This is a genomic window from Nocardia sp. NPDC046473 (assembly GCF_040645995.1).
Lineage (GTDB): Bacteria > Actinomycetota > Actinomycetes > Mycobacteriales > Mycobacteriaceae > Nocardia.
In genome coordinates this window covers 372,969-389,500 of record NZ_JBEYZJ010000002.1, presented here as the reverse complement: position 1 = coordinate 389,500, position 16,532 = coordinate 372,969, and the positions used below count along the sequence as shown (strand labels likewise).

Here is a 16,532-nt window from a genome sequence, read left to right as displayed (position 1 = left end):
ACAGACAGAGTACAACAGATTAGGCGGTACTGGAATGCGAAAGCTCGTCTACTACGTCGCCGTGTCGCTCGACGGATACATCGCAGGTCCGGGCGGCGAGTACGACTTCTATCCCGCCGACGAGGAGATGGGGGCTTCGCTCAATGCGGAGTATCCGGAGTTCGTCCCGTCGTTCGTGCGGCCGCACTTCGGCATGCCCGGCGACGAGCCGAACAAGCGGTTCGGCACCGTGCTCATGGGGCGCGGCGCCTACGAGCCCGGCCTGTCCGTCGGCGTGAGCAGCCCGTATCCGCACATGAAGCAGTACGTAGTGTCGAGCACGCTCGGCCGCATCGATGACCCGGCAGTCGAATTGGTCGACGCCGACCCGCTAGGTCTGGTGCAACGGCTCAAAAAGGAAGCGGGCCAAGATATCTGGCTCTGCGGCGGTGGCAATCTCGCCGCGCAGCTGCTCGGTGAGATCGACGAGATGATCATCAAGAGCTACCCGGTGGTCGCGGGCAGCGGCGTCTCCGCCTTCGCCGGCGAGTTCCGGCCGACCCTTTTCGCGCCGACCCGGCGCGCGGAATTCGGCAACGGCGCACAGGTCACCTGGTTCACCCGCGCCTGACCCGACAATGGCGACGGCCGAACAGCTTTCGCTGCGGCCGTCGCCGTCGGGGGATCATTCGCCGCGAACCCGGTCGTAGATCAGGTACAGCGCGCCGGACTCGGTGGTGGACAGGTCGGTCAGCGACCAGCTCGACGCCGCGAGCCCGTCCTCGAAGAGGCGGGCGCCGCCGCCGGCGATCTCGGGGCACTGGGTGATGAGGATCCGATCGACCTCGTCGGCCGCGAGCAGCGCCTTGATCACGCTGTTGCTGGCCAGCACGACGATGTCGCCGCCGTCCTGCTCGCGCAGGTGCTTGACGGTCGCCACCGGGTCGGCGTCCGCGATCCGCGAGTGCTGCCACGGGGCCTCGGTGAGCGTGCTGGAGAAGACCACCTTCTCGACGTCGTCGAGCCACTGCCCGAAGGCCCGGTCGCGGGGGTCGGCGTTCTCGTCGACCGCGACGGTCGGCCAGTAACCGCCGAAACCCTGGTAGTTCTTGCGGCCGAGCAGCGCGGTGGTGGCCGCCTCGGTCATCTGCACCATCCGGTCGCGGGTCGTGTCGCTCACGGCGTGCGGCACGATCCAGCTCATGTCGTAGTCGCCGCCCGGGCCGTTGGTGCGCCCGTCCAGCGAGAGCGAGATGTTGGCAACGACCCGGCGGTTTCCTGTGTTCGTCATGATGTTTCCTTCTTGTCTGTGACGCTGTCCGCGTCGTTGAGATGAATACTTCCGTCGCGACGGCCGCGGAACATCTGCCACCTGGCCGAGATCCGGTGGCCGGGGTGGCCGAGTCGGCTGACCGGATATCGGTCGCCCGCGCGAGTCCGGCATGTCAGACTGCTGACGCGATGCCAGACTCCGCCGACGCACTACCCACCGAGCTGTCCTCGTTCATCGGCCGCACCGAGGAACTCGAGGCGATCGGCGCCGCCGTCGCACCGGGCAAGGTCGTCACCCTGGTCGGACCTGGTGGCTGCGGTAAGACGCGGCTCGCGCTTCGGGTCGCCCGCACCGTTTTCGAGGACTGGCCGGACGGCGTTCGATGGGTCGCGCTGGAAGAAGAACACGACGATGCGGCGGTCGTGCAGCGAGTCGCCGCGGCCATCGATGTGCTGCTACCCGGCGGCGCGGATCCCGTCGCGACCGTGGCGCGCGGGCTTGCCGACCGCGAAACCCTGCTGGTACTCGACAATTGCGAGCAACTCGGCGACGGTGTCGCGGCGTTGGTCACCGGCCTGCTCGGGCGATGTCCACGACTCGGTGTGCTCGCGACGAGCCGCGCGCCGCTCGGGGTCGGCGGTGAGCGGATGCGCCGGGTGCCGCCGCTCGCGCTGGCGGACGCGTTGACGCTGTTCCTCGCGCGTGCGCATGCGGGGGAGCCGACGCCGGAGGCGCGCACCGCGGCCCGCCGGGTGTGCGACCGCCTGGATCGCCTGCCGCTGGCCCTCGAACTGGCCGCGGGCTGGACGGGCACGCTGTCGCTCGCTCAGCTCGCGGACTCACTGCACGAGCCGTTCACTGTGCTCGACGGTGGTTCGCGCACCGCGCCGTTCCGGCAGCAGACCCTCGCGGAATCGATGCGCTGGAGCCATGAGCTGCTCGACGACGACGAGCGGGTGCTGTTCCGTAGGCTCGGGGTGTTCGAGCCGGGTTTCGCCGCCGACGCGGTGGCCGCGTTGGACCCGACACCGGGTCGCGCGTTGCGATCCCTGCGCGGATTGATCGACAAGTCGCTGGTCTCGGCGGACACGACCGGCGAGGTGGCCCGCTATCGAATGCTGGGTGTGGTGCGGGATTACGCGCTGCTGCAGCTCGGTGCGGCCGGGGAGACCGAGCTGCTGCGCGACCGTCACCTCGCGGAGTACCTCGCGTTGGTCGAGCGCGCCGATCCGCTGCGCGGCACCGACCAGGATGCCTGGCGAGCCCGAATCACGGTGGAACTGACCAATATTCGCGCGGCCATTGACTGGGGCCTGAGCCGCGACGACTCGGCCGATGGCCGCAGGCTCGCCGCCGCGATGGCCTGGTTCTGGTATCTCGAACCGCGCGGCCTCGAAGGGGTGCGGGTGCTGCGGCTTGCCGTCGAGCGCGGCGACGGGGCGCGCGACGAGCTGCAAGCCAGGGTGCTGGCCGGGTTGGCGCTGGTGTGCGACACCGCCGTCTACGGCTTCGTCGGATATGAGTCCGCCCGTGCCGCAGTCGAATTGGCCGACGAGGTCGGGGCGGACGCGGTCGGCAGGCTGGCACGCTCGCTGTGCGCGGTCGAGCAACTCGGCATCGACCTGGACCGGGCCTACGCCGACGCCGACGCGTTGCATCGGGACGCCGTGCGCGTCGGCGACGGTTTCATCGCGGACTCGACGCAGGCGCTGCTCGGACTGATCCACCTGTTCCGCGATGAATATCGCAGCGCCATCGAACAACTCGACCAAGCCCTGGTCGGGATGCGCAAGCGCAAGGATCGCGGCTTCGCCTCCTTCGCGCTCACCTGGCTCGCCACCGCGACCGCCCAGTCGGGCGAACTGTCGCGCGCCGCCGAACTCGCCGAGCACGCCGTCGCTACCGCGCAGCCACTGCACGACTTCCATCACATGGGCTCGGCGCGGGCGGCGCTCGCCGAAATACGAGTGCGCCAAGGACGTCTCGACGACGCGGCCGCCGCCCTCGCCCCGATCGATCGCCTGCTCGACGGGGAAGCCTCGCCCTTCGTGCCGGGCTGGGAGCGCGTGCACGGCCTGCTCGCGCTTGCGGCGGGCGACTCGGCGGCGGCCGTCACCTGGTGTCGCGGGGAGGGACGCACGCCAGGCGATACCGCCGATGGGCCACTCACCCCGTGGACCCAGGTGGTGCTGGCCACCGCGCTGCGGCAACTGGGCGAACTCGATAGCGGTCGCTCAGACGAATCCGCCACGGCGGCAGCACTTCTCGACCTGATGGCGGCCGAGCCGATGATCCGCGCCCTGCCCTCGGTGTACGCCGAGGTGCTCGACCAGCAAGCATTCCTGTTGCACCACAGGGACATCGAGCAAGCGCTGCGCCTGCACCACGAAGCCTTACGCATCCGGGCCGAGCACGAGCTCGTCCTCGGTTGCGTGGCAAGCCTCGAGGCGCTCGCGGTGGCGCTGGCCCGGCGCGGCACGGTCGAAACGGCCGCGGTGCTGCTCGGCGCCGTCGACCGCGCCCGCTCCGACACCGGTTCGGCGCCGGGGCGATCGGTAGAAGCAGCCCGTACGCTGCTGAGTTCCCGTGTCGCCGAACAGGATCTGGCCGACCACCGCGAACGTGGCCGATCCATGGGCATCGCCCAGGCCGTCGACTACGCCACCAAGGCACGCGGCAAACGCAACCGCCCGGATTCCGGCTGGGCGAGCCTGACCCCGATGGAACGGTCCGTCGTCGATCTCGCCGTCGACGGCCTGTCCAATCCGGAGATCGCCGCACGCCTTTTCATTAGTCGCGGCACCGTGAAAACCCATCTGGCCCATGTCTACGCCAAGCTCGGCGTCGCCAACCGCACCGAGCTCGCCCGGCTACACGTGCCCGCGGACGGCCAGTTCAGCTGAGGAACGACAACCGCACCTGCCGATCCGGATTATCGATATTGAGATCCACCAACGCGACGGACTGCCAGGTCCCCAATGCCATCACCCCGTCGATCACCGGAATCGTCGCGTAGGGCGCGATCAACGCGGGCATCACATGCGAGCGCCCGTGCCCACGCGATCCGTGCGCATGCCGCCAGCGATCATCCGCGGGCAGCAGCTCGCGCAGCGCGGCGAGCAGGTCGTCGTCACTGCGCGCACCGAGCTCCAGCACCGCCACCCCGGCCGTCGCATGCGGCACGAACACATTCAGCAACCCGTCCCCACCGCCGGACGCCTCGCGCACGAACGCCGCGCACTGCCCGGTGATGTCCTGCACAACCTCGGTCCGTCCCGTGGTCACCGCTAATACCGTGCTCTTCATCACCCCACTGTCCCGCCTCTCCGCGTATTCAGGCCAGATTCAGGCGCGATAACTGTGTCGCCGGCGGCCGGCGGTGGCATGTTGGGTTTTGTTGCGTGGCCGCCCCGTGACTCGGCTACTCGCGAAGTTCGCGACCAAGTCCGACCAGCGAAACAGCTCCGCCGCGCCGGTCGGCTGAGGAGGTAGCCGGAATCCGCTGGACGACGGCCGGTACGCTGGGTGGCTGTTAGCAGCTGGTAGTCGATCTTGGAGGACCCTGTCGTGGCTCTCGTTGTTCAGAAGTACGGAGGATCCTCGGTGGCTACCGCCGAGCGCATCCGGCGCGTCGCTGAACGGATCGTCGAGACCAAGAAGGCAGGCCACGACGTGGTGGTCGTCTGCTCGGCCATGGGCGATACCACCGACGAACTGCTCGACCTGGCCCAGCAGGTGGCGCCCGCGCCGCCGGCCAGGGAAATGGACATGCTGCTCACCTCGGGTGAGCGCATCTCGAACGCGCTGGTCGCGATGGCCATTCACTCGCTCGGCGCCGAGGCCCGCTCGTTCACCGGCTCACAGGCCGGCGTGATCACCACCGGCGCGCACGGCAACGCGAAGATCATCGACGTCACCCCGGGCCGGCTCCGTCAGGCGCTCGACGACGGGCAGATCGTGCTCGTCGCCGGCTTCCAGGGCGTCAGCCAGGACAGCAAGGACGTCACCACGCTCGGTCGTGGCGGCTCCGACACCACCGCGGTCGCGCTGGCCGCGGCGCTGGAGGCCGACGTCTGCGAGATCTACACCGACGTGGACGGCGTCTTCACCGCCGACCCGCGGATCGTGCCGGACGCGCAGCGGCTCGAGCAGGTCTCCTACGAGGAGATGCTGGAACTCGCGGCCTGCGGCGCGAAGGTGCTGATGCTGCGCTGCGTCGAATACGCGCGCCGGTACAACGTGCCTGTGCATGTTCGCTCGTCCTATACCGACAAGCCGGGCACCTACGTTTACGGATCGATGGAGGACATCCCCTTGGAGCAAGCAATCCTCACGGGCGTCGCGCACGATCGCAGCGAGGCCAAGGTCACCGTGGTCGGGCTGCCCGACGTGCCCGGCTACGCCGCCAAGGTGTTCCGCGCGGTCGCCGATGCCGAGATCAATATCGACATGGTGCTGCAGAACGTCTCCAAGATCGATACCGGCAAGACCGACATCACCTTCACCCTGCCCAAGACCGACGGCGCGCGGGCCGTCGAGATGCTGACCAAGCAGCAGGACGAGATCGGCTTCGCGCAGGTGCTCTACGACGACCACATCGGCAAGGTGTCGCTGGTCGGCGCGGGCATGAAGAGCCACCCCGGCGTCACCGCCACCTTCTGTGAGGCGCTGGCCGACGCGGGCGTGAACATCGATCTGATCTCCACCTCCGAGATCCGGATCTCGGTGCTGGTGCGCGACACCGAGCTGGACGAGGCGGTCCAGGTGCTGCACCGTGCTTTCAACCTGGGCGGCGACGAGGTCGCCGTGGTGCATGCGGGAACGGGGCGCTAGACCATGGGTATTCGAGTAGGCGTCGTCGGCGCGACCGGACAGGTCGGTGCCGTCATGCGAAAACTGCTGGCGGAGCGCAACTTTCCGGCCGACGAGGTGCGTTTCTTCGCCTCGTCGCGTTCGGCCGGCACCACGCTGCCGTGGCGCGGCGGCGAGATCGTCGTGGAAGATGCCGAGCTGGCCGATCCGGCCGGCCTGGACATCGCGCTGTTCTCCGCCGGTGCCACCATGTCTCGCGTGCAGGCCCCGCGCTTCGCCGCGGCGGGCGTCACCGTGATCGACAACTCGTCCGCCTGGCGCAAGGACCCGGACGTCCCGCTGGTGGTCAGCGAGGTCAACCCCGAGCAGACCCGCAATCTGGTCAAGGGCATCATCGCCAATCCGAACTGCACCACCATGGCCGCCATGCCGGTGCTGAAGCCGCTGCACGACCTCGCCGGTCTGCGCCGCCTCATCGTGTCCAGCTACCAGGCGGTGTCCGGTAGCGGCCTGGCCGGTGTGGAAGAGCTTGCGACACAGTCGCGCGCGGTGATCGACGACATCGAGAAGCTGACCCACGACGGCAGCGCGGTGGACTTCCCCGCACCGAACTCCTACGTCGCGCCGATCGCGTTCAACGTGCTGCCGCTGGCCGGTTCGCTGGTCGACGACGGCTCCGGCGAGACCGACGAGGATCAGAAGCTGCGCAACGAGAGCCGCAAGATTCTCGGCCTGCCCGAGCTGCTGGTGAGCGGCACCTGCGTGCGCGTGCCGGTGTTCACCGGCCACTCGCTGTCGGTGAATGCCGAGTTCGACCAGCCGCTTTCGGTCGAACAGGCCAAGGAGATCCTGGCCAAGGCGCCCGGCGTCAAGCTCGTCGAGGTGCCGACGCCGCTGCAGGCGGCCGGTGCCGACGACTCGCTCGTCGGTCGCATCCGCCAGGATCCGGGCGTCCCCGACGGCCGTGGTCTCGCGCTGTTCATCTCCGGCGACAACCTGCGAAAGGGTGCCGCCCTCAACACCATTCAGATCGCCGAGGTGCTGCTCAGCAATCGCTGAGTACGCTGATCCGACATCGCGGCCGTGGATCCCTACCGGATCCACGGCCGCAGTCGTTTACTCAGCTGTGTAATCGGCCGTCAGGCGGCGATCGGCGATCGAATGACCCGCCTGGATCTCGTAGGTACCGGACACTTTTCGCCACGCACCGTCGTCCCAGATCTCGAATGCCCGGTCCGGGATGTGGATCTCGGCTTCGACCAGTTCGCCCGGATCGGCCTCGACGCGGGCGAAGCCGGCCAGCCAGCGAGCGGGGCGGAGGGCCGAATCGGCCACGGGCGCAAGGTAGACCTGTACGACCTCGCCGCCGCGGCGGGTGCCGGTGTTGCGCAGCCGGACGGTCACCGTGCTGTCTTCGTTGGTGATCGATTCGTAATCCCATGTGGTGTAACCGGATCCGTGTCCGAACGGGTAGGCCGGAGTAGTTTCCGCTCGCTCCCATGCGCGGTAGCCGATGAACAGGTCTTCTCGGTAGACGAGTTCGCCGTCGGTCGGGGTGACCTCGGTGACCGGGCAGTCTGCCAGGGCGACCGGCCAGGTGGTCGGGAGCCGGCCGCCGGGCTCCGCGTCGCCGAGCAGTACCTCGGCGAGCGCCGCGCCGCCCTGCTGGCCGGGGAACCAGCTCAACAGAATGGCGGGGACCTCGTTCCGCCACGGCATCTCCACCGGTGACCCGGCGTTCACGACCACGACGGTGTTCGGGTTGGCCGCTACGACCCGGCTGACCAATTCGTCTTGGCGGCCAGGGAGTTTCAGGCTGGTGCGATCGAACCCCTCGGACTCGACCTGTTCGGTGGTGGCGACCACCACCACTGCGACATCGGCCACCCGCGCCGCCTCGACGGCCTCGGTGATCAGCTCGTCCGGATCGCGCCGTGGATCGCTGTGCGCGAGGGTGAACAGGATCGCCTGGATGGGCATGTCCGCGAACTTCAGCGGGGTATGGGTCATGGTCACCTCGACCGCTCTCCCCGCGGCGAGCTCGACCGTGCCGCGTTCGATCGGTGTGCCGAAGAAGGCCTCGAACGGGTCTGCACCGGTGCGGGTTTCGGCGCCATCGAACAGCACGGTATCGCCGACGGCGAGCCGGAAATCGCCGACTCCCTTGGTGCCGAACACATGCGCGCCGGTTTCCTCGGGGGTGAAGGTGCCACGCACCTCGACGGTGTGCAGCGCGTCGTAATCGATGCCGTCGGGCAGTTCGCCGAGCCAGTTGACCATGCCGTTGGGCAGCGAGCTTTCGCCGAGCAGGGTGCCGTCGGCGTCGAAAACGCGGGCGCGCAGGTCGAATCCGCGGTCTGCGGCGCCGAGGACGTCGCTGGGCGCGGCACCGATCGCGTAGCTGAGCGCGCCGTCGGGGAGTGCTGCGGTCAGTCCGTCGAGTGGCGACACCACGGACTCGGGGAAGACGGTGGCCGAGCCGCCACCGAGGATGCGGGCGTCCCGAGCGGCCAGACCGATCAGCGCGACCTTTGTTCGAGCCTTGTCGAGGGGGAGGGCCGGGCGCTGCCCGACCGTCTCATTACGTACCAGAACGAAAGCGCGCGAGGCGATTTCACGCGCCAGTGCCACGCCTTCGATCTCCGCGGGCGGCGCGGTCACCGCGGGCTCCGCGCCTTCCAGTAGGCCGACTCGGGCCGCGAGCCGCAGCACATTGCGCACCGCGGCATCGACCACGGACTCGTCCACCGAGCCGTTGCGCACCGCCGCGACGAGCGCGTCCCCGTACACGCCGCGCGGACCCGGCATCGCGACATCCAGCCCGGCGGTGATCGCCGCGACCGTCGACCGCGCGGCCATCCAGTCCGAGACGACGATGCCGTCGAAACCCCATTCCTCGCGCAGTGTTCCGTTCAGCAGCTCGCCGTGCTCGGTCATCGTCGTGCCGTTGACCTGGTTGTAGGCGGCCATCACGCCCCACGGTCCGGCCTCGCGGACCATCGCCTCGAACGGTGCGAGATACAGCTCGCGCAGAGCCCGGGGGGAGACGACGTTGTTCACGGTGAAACGTTCGGTCTCGGCGTCATTGGCGACGAAATGCTTTACGGTGGTGCCGATCCCGCCGTCCTGCACCCCGCGCACATAGCCGGTTCCGATGCGACCGGTCAGATACGGGTCCTCCGAGTAGCTCTCGAAATGCCTTCCGCCCAAGGGTGATCGATGCAGGTTGACCGTCGGCGCGAGCAGCACGTGGACACCTTTGCGTCGAGCCTCCTGCGCGAGCAGCCGCCCGGCCCGCCTGGCCAGTTCCGGATCCCAGGTCGCGGCGAGCGCCGTCGGCGACGGCAGCGCGATGGACGGATCATCGGCGGTCCAGCGCACGCCGCGCACCCCGATCGGGCCGTCGGACATCACCAGCGACCGCAACCCGATCTCCGGCAGCGCGGGCAGCGACCACATGTCCTGCCCCAGCAACAACCGGGCTTTGGCGGCGAGATCGAGCTTCCCGAGAGCCGCCGTCACGGCTTCCTCCCGGGCTACGTCGGCTGGACTCATGATGAACTCCTTTGTCTGCCAAGGTCGTTGCGGACGGGTTCGGCGGGATGTCATCGACAACCCGTGAGTGCGGGCAGCGGACGTCCGCAGGTGCTGCCGAGCTCACCTAACCAATGGTAGGTGTTGTTATCGGCTCGTTATATAAATCGAGAACCTGCCGTTAGCGCGCTGTGTCGTCACTCGGCCCGAGCAAGGCGACGAAGTCCCGGAACGCGGCACCCATATCGATGGCCTCCGGATCCAGCAACCACTGCGTCTGCAACCCATCCAGTACCGCGATCAACAGCGGCGCCACCTGCTCCGGCGTCCGCCCACCCGCCAGCCGATCGCCGAACTCCGCCCGCAGCATCTCCGCTAGCCTCGCCCTGGCCTGCGCATACCGCTCGACGAAGTACGCACGCGCCGGATGCCCACCCGTCACACTCTCTCCGGCCAATGCCGCGAACGTCTGCATAACCCCGGGCCGCGTCGCGTTGTACTCCACCAACTGCTCCAGGTGCGCCAACCGCCAGCTATCCGACCCGCCGGCCAGAAACGCCGCCGTATCCCACCGATCCCGAGCCTCCAGCACCGCGACCAGCAGGTGTTCCTTGCTCGGAAAATAATGCAGCACCCCGGGCTGAGTGAGCCCAACCCGCTCCGCAACCGCCCCCAGTGAAGCCCCCCGATACCCCCGCTCGGCGATCACCTCCCGAGCAGCCTCGAGAATCGCCTCCCGCCGCTCAGCCCCCTGCGCCTCCCGCCCGCCCCGCCGTCCCTGAGTCACGCGGTCGAGCCTAACCAGACCCGCCACCCGCACAGCGGATCCGGCGGAAAATCCGGTCGCCCCGTCGCCCGCGCGGCTGTTAGCCTGCGCCGATGGCAAACCCCCATCCCCATGTGTATCTAGGTGACCGGATCGTCGCGGCCGAGGCGGCCACGGTCGGTGTCGCATCGTCGGCGGTGTTGTACGGACTCAGCGTGTACACCGTCTTCCCGGTTCACGTGGCAGGGGCAGCACGTACCGCATTCCGGCTGGACGATCATTTCCGGCGGCTCGAGGAGTCCTGCAAGATCATCGGGATCGATCGGTTCGCGAGTGAGTGGGACTACGAACGGTTTTACGCCGCGGTGGTCGAGCTCGTCGGTCGCAACGCCCCGGCAGACGACGTATTCGTACGTGCCACAGTGCATGTCGTCGAGTCGATTCCCGGCACCCGGGTGCGTGGGTGTGCGATTCAGGTCAGCATGTTCGTCTACGACGCGGTGCCGATCGTCCCGCAGGACGGCATGCGGCTGAAATCCAGTCCGTGGCGGCGTATTCCGGACAACGCGATCCCGTCCCGCGCGAAAGTGAATGGCGCGTACGTGAATTCGGTGCTGGCCAAGCAGGACGCGATCGACAGCGGCTACGACGACTGCGTTTTCCTCGACGGCAACGGCCACGTCTGCGAGCTCAGCGCGGCCAACATCTTCCTCGTCCGCAACGGCACCCTGGTCACGCCCGACGTGTCCTGCGACATCCTCGACGGCATCAACCGCAGGACGATCCTCACCCTGGCGGCCGAGGACGGCATCCCGGTCGTCGAGCGCACCGTCGACCTGACCGAGCTGTACATCGCCGACGAAGTCTTCGTCACCGGCACCTCCGCGGGCGCCGCCCCGGTTTTCGAGGTCGACGGCCGCACGGTCGCCGACGGGCAAGCGGGCCCGATCTCGCAGGCCCTGCGCAAGCGGCACGACGCCGCACTGCGCACCGACGACCTGCACGGCTGGATCACCCCGCTCGGCTGACCACCGCGGGCGTCCGGGCTACACCTGCGAGTGCTCGGCCCGGCGCCCGCCGGCGTCGGGCCGCACGCGTTCGAGCAGCTTCCCACCGAATGCGGCGGCCAGCGGAACGAAGAACCAGATGTACCAGATCCACGGCGTGATCCACACCAGAGCGGCCGTCAAGGCGAAGACGAAGGTGACCGAGGCGGACGCGTTGGCGCTGACCCGGATCTGCAACGGATCCACCCCGGGCCGCAATATCGCGCGCCGCCAAGCGAACTCCTTCATGACCGCCTCGGAGCCGAACAGCGCCGCGGCGGTCGCGGCGAACAAGCAGGCAGCGAGCTTGTTGTCGGACGCGTGCCCGAAGATCGCGGTCGGGAAGGGCAGGAAGGCGGCGAACAGCAACAGCGGCGCGTGCGCGGCGGTCGTCGCCCGGTCCAGCCGGTCGACCTCGTCGATGAGGATGTGGTGCCTGCGCCACACCGACCACAGCAGGAAGAACGCCAGCGCGAACGCGACGAACGACGCCTTCTCGTGCCAGAGGAATTCGGCGAGGGCGTGCGGGCTGGCCAGTGCCTCGCCCTCCGGCCGTTTGATCTCGATGACGAGCAGGGTGATCGCGATCGCGAGAACCGCGTCGGCGAACGCTCCCATCCGATGTGCGCTGAAATTCTCGTCCGTGGGAGTGGGTGATACCTGATCGGTCACGCTTCGGGCTCCTAACGACAACGCGGTAAATCGGTTGAACCGTATCGGATCACCGACCGCCGGTCCTGCCGTAGCAACACATAGTGGTCATCGACCGATAATCGCCGGTGCGATCGATGACCGAGCATGCCGTAGCTTCAATCAGGACACAGTTGATTCCTGATTGAGGGGTGTGCATGACCGGACTTGCCGAAGCATCCGATCGCGGCACGGAGCGCCAGCCCGCCGCGAGCGGCCAGGCGCCGGACGGCGCGGACTCCGCGCATGGCGACAACTGTTTCGGCTGCGGGCCCGCCAACCGCGCCGGAGTGGCCATGATGACGAAACTCGTGGACGGCCGCATCGTCGGCGACTGCACCTTCGACGAAAGACATCAGGGCGCACCCGGTCTCGCACACGGCGGCGTGGTCGCGGCGGTCCTGGACGAGGCCTCGGGGAGCGTGCCGACCCGCGGCGGGATTCCCGCGGTGACCGCCAAGCTCACGGTGAACTACGTCAAACCCGCGCCGCTGCATCGCCCGATGACGGTGTCGGCGCACGTGGATCGCCGCGACGGCGACCGCAAGCTGCACATCTACGCGCGGCTCGAACTCGACGGCCAGCTCATCGCCGAGTCGGACGCGCTGTTCATCGTCGTGTCCCCGGATCACTTCCGCACGCACGGCGCCAAGGAGGGCGAGTTGCCTTTCCTCGGCGTGTGATTCAGCGGATGCCGGGGGCGTCGGGGCCCAGGCAGGCGAAGATCGCGCATCCCGGCGCGGCATCCGCGAACGGGGGTGCCAGCGGGAAGTTCAAGCAGGACACGACATTACAGCCCGGATAGGCGAACGGTCCGGTGCCGAATACCGCGAGCACGAAGTTCAGGTCGACGAACTGACTCGGGTTCAGGCGCACCGGCGGTTCCACATACGGGCCTGGGTCGGGCATGGGCGGTTCCTGGAACGACGCGAACAGCCTGCGGAAGAACTCGTACGGCAATTCCGCGGTGTTCTGGATGGTCCCGGTCACGCCGTACTGACTGATATCGCCGAAGAACCCGGTCCACGCCACCGTCAGGTCCAGACTCGGCAGCACGAAGACGTTCTGCATGCCGAGCCCCGCCATCATGTAGACGTCAGGCGGCAGGTTGCTCGACAATTCCGCACACCCCGGCCCGAGCCAGAACAGATAGCCGTAACACTTGTTGGCCGCGGCGGGTTGGCGTGCCTGTCGCAGATACTGCGTGGAGACGAGTTGCTGTGTCCCCCAACGCCCGTCGTTGCTGACGAGCAAGCCGAGCTTGGCGAAATCGTTCGGCGGGATCATCAGATGGGCGTAGCCGTAGGTGTGCCCGGCGCGGTCGCGCGCCCAGTAATAGTCGCCCTGTTCGATACCGAGCGGACCGAACAGCTCACGCTGCGCGAATTGCTGAAGTGGTTCCCCGATGGCCAATTCGAGCACGTAACTGAGCAGGTCGACATTGCGCTGGCTGTAGCTGAATACCGTGCCCGGCGGATTGTCCAGTGGCACACCGAGTGCCTGCACCGCGCTGTTCGGATCGATCGGAACGACACCGGTGGCACCCTCGGTCAGCACGCCGACCTTCATCCCCGACGACTCGGTGAGCAGGTTCTCGACGGTGATCGAGCGATGTTCGGCGTCGCCGAGGCCCGGTGGCAGGTATCGATCGATCGGTGCGGAGATGTCGAGTTTGCCTTGATCCCAGGCAATTCCGGCGAGCAGCGAGACCACACTCTTGGTCGCGCTCCAGATATTCCACGCGACATTGCCGGTCTGCGTGTTCGTCGGTCCCTCGCCGATCAGGCAATTGTGCCGAAACACCTGCACATTGATCCGGTTTCGGGTGGCGGCGAAGGCCAACGCGTCGGCAAGCCGCGTGCTGTCGAGGCCGACCTGCTCGGGGGCCGCGCGCGCGAACTCGCGGTCGGATTGCACCGCGCAACTCACCGGCTCGGCGGATGCCGTTCCGGTGCCGGCGAAGACATTCCCGGCGACCAGCGATAACGCAGCGAACCCAACGAGGAACCCACCGAATCGCCCCATGCGCACGAGGTTAACGCGCGGACTCGGCGGCTACGGGCGAATGACGAGTTACGGTGCGCCCGAACCTTACCGGATGCCCGGCGCCTCGGGACCGAGGCACGCGAGAATCGCACAACCCGGTGCGGTGTCCCAAAACGGCGGGGCCAGCGGGTAGTCCAGGCAGGAGAAGACATTGCAGCCCGGGTACGCGCCGGGGCCGATGCCGAACACCGCGAGCAGAATGTCCGGGTCGACATACGTTCTCGGGTCCAATCGCACCGGCGGCTCGACGAACGGGCCGAGGTCGGGCATGGGCCGTTCGTGGAACGCCGCGAACAGTTTGCGGAAGAACTCGTACGGCAGTTCCGCCTGGTTCTGCAGCGTGCCGGTCAGGCCCTTGCTGCTGCGATTGCCGAGGAACCCGGTCCAGACCACCGTGAGGTCGAGGCTCGGCATGCCGAAAACGTTCTGCATGCCGAGTCCGTCCATCATGAACACGTCCTTCGGGACGTTGTAGAGCGGAGCCGCGCACTCCGGCCCGAGCCAGAACAGGTACCCGTAGCACTCGTTGGCCGGTGACGGCTTCAGCGCCAGCCGAAGATACCTGTCGGAGATGAGTTGTTTTGTGCCCCAACGTCCGTCGTTGCTCACCAGCAAACCGAGCTTGGCGAAATCGTTCGGCGGAATCATCAGATGGGCGTAGCCGTAGGTATGTCCGGCGCGATCGCGCGCCCAGTAGTAGTCGCCGCGTTCGATGCCGAGCGGATCGAACAGTTCGCGCTGCGCGAATTGCTGCAGCGGCTCACCGACCGCCAATTCGAGCACATAACTGAGCAGGTCGACATTGCGCTGGCTATAGCTGAATTTCTGCCCCGGCGGATTGTCCAGCGGCATACCCAACGCTTGCACCGCGCTGTTCGGATCGATCGGAACCACCCCGGTGATGCCCTCGGTGAGCGCGCCGACCGCGAGTCCCGACGACTCGGTGAGCAGGTTTTCCACCGTGATCGAGCGATGTTCGGCGTCGCCGAGTCCCGGCGGCAGATACCGATCGATCGGTGCGGAGATTTCGAGTTTGCCCTGATCCCAGGCAATTCCGGCGAGCATCGAGACCACGCTCTTGGTCGCGCTCCAGATGTTCCACGCCACGTTGCCGGTCTGCGTGTTCGTCGGTCCCTCGCCGATCAGGCAGTTGTGCCGGAACACCTGCACATTCAACCGATTGCGGGTAGCGGCGAAGGTGAGCGCGTCCGCGAGCAACTTGGTGTCCAGGCCGACCTGCTCCGGCTTCGCCCGGGTGAACTCGCGTCCCGACTGCGGTGTGCAACGGAGGTCAGCGGACGCGCGGCTGGGCGCCGCCTGCGCGGTCTCGGCGAAAATATTGCCTGCCACCAGCGATAACGCAGCGAACACCACAAGGAACCCACCGATTCGCCCCATGCGAACGAGGCTATCGCGCAAGCTCGCCGGGACCGGCCAACAAGGCGGCGAGCCGGGCCGGAAAACACAAACGCCGCCAGGTCACTAAACCTGGCGGCGCTGAGTCGCCGGACGCGCGGCCTCGCGCATTCGCTCGCGCAAGCGCTCCACAGGCCAGCATCACGACTCGCGTCGACGTCCCACAAGCGCCTCTCGGCGGGTGGTCGCTCGTAGCGACAAAGGGGTGAGGCCCGGGGCTGTCCGGACGCCGACAGTGGTGATCAACGACCACCTGCGCGGAAGTATTCCGCGCCCAAGTAGGCGAGCTCGCCTGGGTCGACAGACTGGCCTGCCGACTCCGAATCTCAGCCACGGCCGATGAGCATTGTGGTGCCGATGAACATGAACGGACCTCGGAGCTGGCTGCCCACTGTGTCTTTCCTCACATTTGACCAGGGTCGACCTAGGCTTGCGCGGGGCGATCATGGCCCTGATCTCCAATAATGTGGATTCATTCTGTTTCTTGACTAATTCCAGAAAATGCGGAGGATCGTAGCTATGCACACCAACCACACCGATGCGCAGGCGCAGTTGCGCGCAGCAGGTCTGCGGGTCACCGCCCCGCGGATCGCGGTGTTGGACGCGGTCGCGGCCGATCCGCACTCCGATGCGGATCGGGTCGCCGCCACCGTCCGCCGGTCGCTGGGCGCGGTGTCGACTCAGGCCGTCTACGACGTGCTGCGGGCCTGCGTGAACGCCGGTCTGTTGCGTCGCATCGAGCCGGCTGGTTCGGCGGCGCTCTACGAGACCCGCGCCGGGGACAACCATCACCATCTGGTGTGCCGTAGCTGCGGCACGGTCGTCGACATCGACTGTGTCGTGGGTAGCGCCCCATGCCTGGCGCCCGGCGACGATCACGGGTTCGCGATCGACGAGGCCGAGGTCGTCTTCTGGGGTCTGTGCCCGACGTGCCGCACGCAGGAGCGGCAGCAATCCTGATCGAGTCCCG

14 protein-coding genes are annotated in these 16,532 nt (G+C 67.6%); 7 read left to right on the top strand and 7 right to left on the bottom strand.

Features of this window, described 5'->3' with window-relative positions; genetic code table 11:
• Positions 1-34: 34 nt before the first annotated feature.
• Positions 35-610: a dihydrofolate reductase family protein gene (locus ABZ942_RS07320; RefSeq protein ID WP_357379853.1), complete on the top strand. Its 576-nt coding sequence runs from the start codon at positions 35-37 to the stop codon at positions 608-610.
• A 54-nt stretch (positions 611-664) separates the two neighbouring features.
• Here ABZ942_RS07320 and ABZ942_RS07315 read toward each other — a convergent pair whose 3' ends face one another.
• Positions 665-1,270: a dihydrofolate reductase family protein gene (locus ABZ942_RS07315; protein ID WP_357379852.1), complete on the bottom strand. Its 606-nt coding sequence runs from the start codon at positions 1,268-1,270 to the stop codon at positions 665-667.
• A 170-nt stretch (positions 1,271-1,440) separates the two neighbouring features.
• Between ABZ942_RS07315 and ABZ942_RS07310 the strand changes: the two genes are divergently transcribed.
• Positions 1,441-4,155: a LuxR C-terminal-related transcriptional regulator gene (locus ABZ942_RS07310; RefSeq protein ID WP_357379851.1), complete on the top strand. Its 2,715-nt coding sequence runs from the start codon at positions 1,441-1,443 to the stop codon at positions 4,153-4,155.
• Here ABZ942_RS07310 and ABZ942_RS07305 read toward each other — a convergent pair.
• Positions 4,148-4,558, bottom strand: a complete 411-nt coding sequence (locus ABZ942_RS07305; RefSeq protein WP_357379850.1) for a secondary thiamine-phosphate synthase enzyme YjbQ — start codon at positions 4,556-4,558, stop codon at positions 4,148-4,150. The two genes, ABZ942_RS07310 and ABZ942_RS07305, sit on opposite strands and share 8 nt — an antisense overlap.
• Positions 4,559-4,819: 261 nt before the next feature.
• Here ABZ942_RS07305 and ABZ942_RS07300 point away from each other — a divergent pair, with 261 nt between their 5' ends.
• Together ABZ942_RS07300 and ABZ942_RS07295 are read left to right on the top strand one after the other, a co-directional pair.
• Complete coding sequence (locus tag ABZ942_RS07300) at positions 4,820-6,085, top strand: aspartate kinase (protein ID WP_357379849.1); 1,266 nt, start codon at positions 4,820-4,822, stop codon at positions 6,083-6,085.
• A 3-nt stretch (positions 6,086-6,088) separates the two neighbouring features.
• Positions 6,089-7,123, top strand: coding sequence for an aspartate-semialdehyde dehydrogenase (locus tag ABZ942_RS07295; RefSeq protein WP_357379848.1), 1,035 nt, complete (start codon positions 6,089-6,091; stop codon positions 7,121-7,123).
• A 57-nt stretch (positions 7,124-7,180) separates the two neighbouring features.
• Here the strand turns inward: ABZ942_RS07295 and ABZ942_RS07290 are convergent, their stop codons facing one another.
• Positions 7,181-9,619: a glycoside hydrolase family 3 C-terminal domain-containing protein gene (locus ABZ942_RS07290; protein ID WP_357379847.1), complete on the bottom strand. Its 2,439-nt coding sequence runs from the start codon at positions 9,617-9,619 to the stop codon at positions 7,181-7,183.
• Between the two features lie 160 nt (positions 9,620-9,779).
• Positions 9,780-10,385 carry a TetR/AcrR family transcriptional regulator gene (locus ABZ942_RS07285; RefSeq protein ID WP_357379846.1) on the bottom strand — a complete coding sequence of 202 codons (606 nt, stop codon included), beginning with the start codon at positions 10,383-10,385 and terminating at the stop codon, positions 9,780-9,782.
• A 92-nt stretch (positions 10,386-10,477) separates the two neighbouring features.
• Between ABZ942_RS07285 and ABZ942_RS07280 the strand changes: the two genes are divergently transcribed.
• Positions 10,478-11,392, top strand: coding sequence for an aminotransferase class IV (locus ABZ942_RS07280; protein ID WP_357379845.1), 915 nt, complete (start codon positions 10,478-10,480; stop codon positions 11,390-11,392).
• An 18-nt stretch (positions 11,393-11,410) separates the two neighbouring features.
• On the opposite strand, the gene ABZ942_RS07275 is transcribed toward ABZ942_RS07280, so the two are convergent.
• Positions 11,411-12,082 carry a TMEM175 family protein gene (locus tag ABZ942_RS07275; protein ID WP_357379844.1) on the bottom strand — a complete coding sequence of 224 codons (672 nt, stop codon included), beginning with the start codon at positions 12,080-12,082 and terminating at the stop codon, positions 11,411-11,413.
• Between the two features lie 176 nt (positions 12,083-12,258).
• Here ABZ942_RS07275 and ABZ942_RS07270 point away from each other — a divergent pair, with 176 nt between their 5' ends.
• Positions 12,259-12,783: a PaaI family thioesterase gene (locus tag ABZ942_RS07270; RefSeq protein ID WP_357379843.1), complete on the top strand. Its 525-nt coding sequence runs from the start codon at positions 12,259-12,261 to the stop codon at positions 12,781-12,783.
• Between the two features lies 1 nt (position 12,784).
• Here the strand turns inward: ABZ942_RS07270 and ABZ942_RS07265 are convergent, their stop codons facing one another.
• Positions 12,785-14,125, bottom strand: a complete 1,341-nt coding sequence (locus ABZ942_RS07265; protein ID WP_357379842.1) for a serine hydrolase — start codon at positions 14,123-14,125, stop codon at positions 12,785-12,787.
• Positions 14,126-14,191: 66 nt separating this feature from the next.
• Positions 14,192-15,544, bottom strand: coding sequence for a serine hydrolase (locus ABZ942_RS07260; RefSeq protein ID WP_357379841.1), 1,353 nt, complete (start codon positions 15,542-15,544; stop codon positions 14,192-14,194).
• Between the two features lie 537 nt (positions 15,545-16,081).
• Between ABZ942_RS07260 and ABZ942_RS07255 the strand changes: the two genes are divergently transcribed.
• On the top strand, positions 16,082-16,522 hold the full coding sequence (locus ABZ942_RS07255; RefSeq protein WP_357379840.1) for a Fur family transcriptional regulator: 441 nt from the start codon (positions 16,082-16,084) through the stop codon (positions 16,520-16,522).
• Positions 16,523-16,532: the final 10 nt, after the last annotated feature.

Excerpts from the sequence above, each read along its gene's own strand:
- ABZ942_RS07320 (WP_357379853.1), top strand. The coding sequence starts at position 35 with ATGCGAAAGCTCGTCTACTACGTCGCCGTGTCGCTCGACGGATACATC.
- ABZ942_RS07315 (WP_357379852.1), bottom strand. The coding sequence starts at position 1,270 with ATGACGAACACAGGAAACCGCCGGGTCGTTGCCAACATCTCGCTCTCG.
- ABZ942_RS07310 (WP_357379851.1), top strand. The coding sequence starts at position 1,441 with ATGCCAGACTCCGCCGACGCACTACCCACCGAGCTGTCCTCGTTCATC.
- ABZ942_RS07305 (WP_357379850.1), bottom strand. The coding sequence starts at position 4,558 with ATGAAGAGCACGGTATTAGCGGTGACCACGGGACGGACCGAGGTTGTG.
- ABZ942_RS07295 (WP_357379848.1), top strand. The coding sequence starts at position 6,089 with ATGGGTATTCGAGTAGGCGTCGTCGGCGCGACCGGACAGGTCGGTGCC.
- ABZ942_RS07290 (WP_357379847.1), bottom strand. The coding sequence starts at position 9,619 with ATGAGTCCAGCCGACGTAGCCCGGGAGGAAGCCGTGACGGCGGCTCTC.
- ABZ942_RS07280 (WP_357379845.1), top strand. The coding sequence starts at position 10,478 with ATGGCAAACCCCCATCCCCATGTGTATCTAGGTGACCGGATCGTCGCG.
- ABZ942_RS07270 (WP_357379843.1), top strand. The coding sequence starts at position 12,259 with ATGACCGGACTTGCCGAAGCATCCGATCGCGGCACGGAGCGCCAGCCC.
- ABZ942_RS07265 (WP_357379842.1), bottom strand. The coding sequence starts at position 14,125 with ATGGGGCGATTCGGTGGGTTCCTCGTTGGGTTCGCTGCGTTATCGCTG.
- ABZ942_RS07260 (WP_357379841.1), bottom strand. The coding sequence starts at position 15,544 with ATGGGGCGAATCGGTGGGTTCCTTGTGGTGTTCGCTGCGTTATCGCTG.
- ABZ942_RS07255 (WP_357379840.1), top strand. The coding sequence starts at position 16,082 with ATGCACACCAACCACACCGATGCGCAGGCGCAGTTGCGCGCAGCAGGT.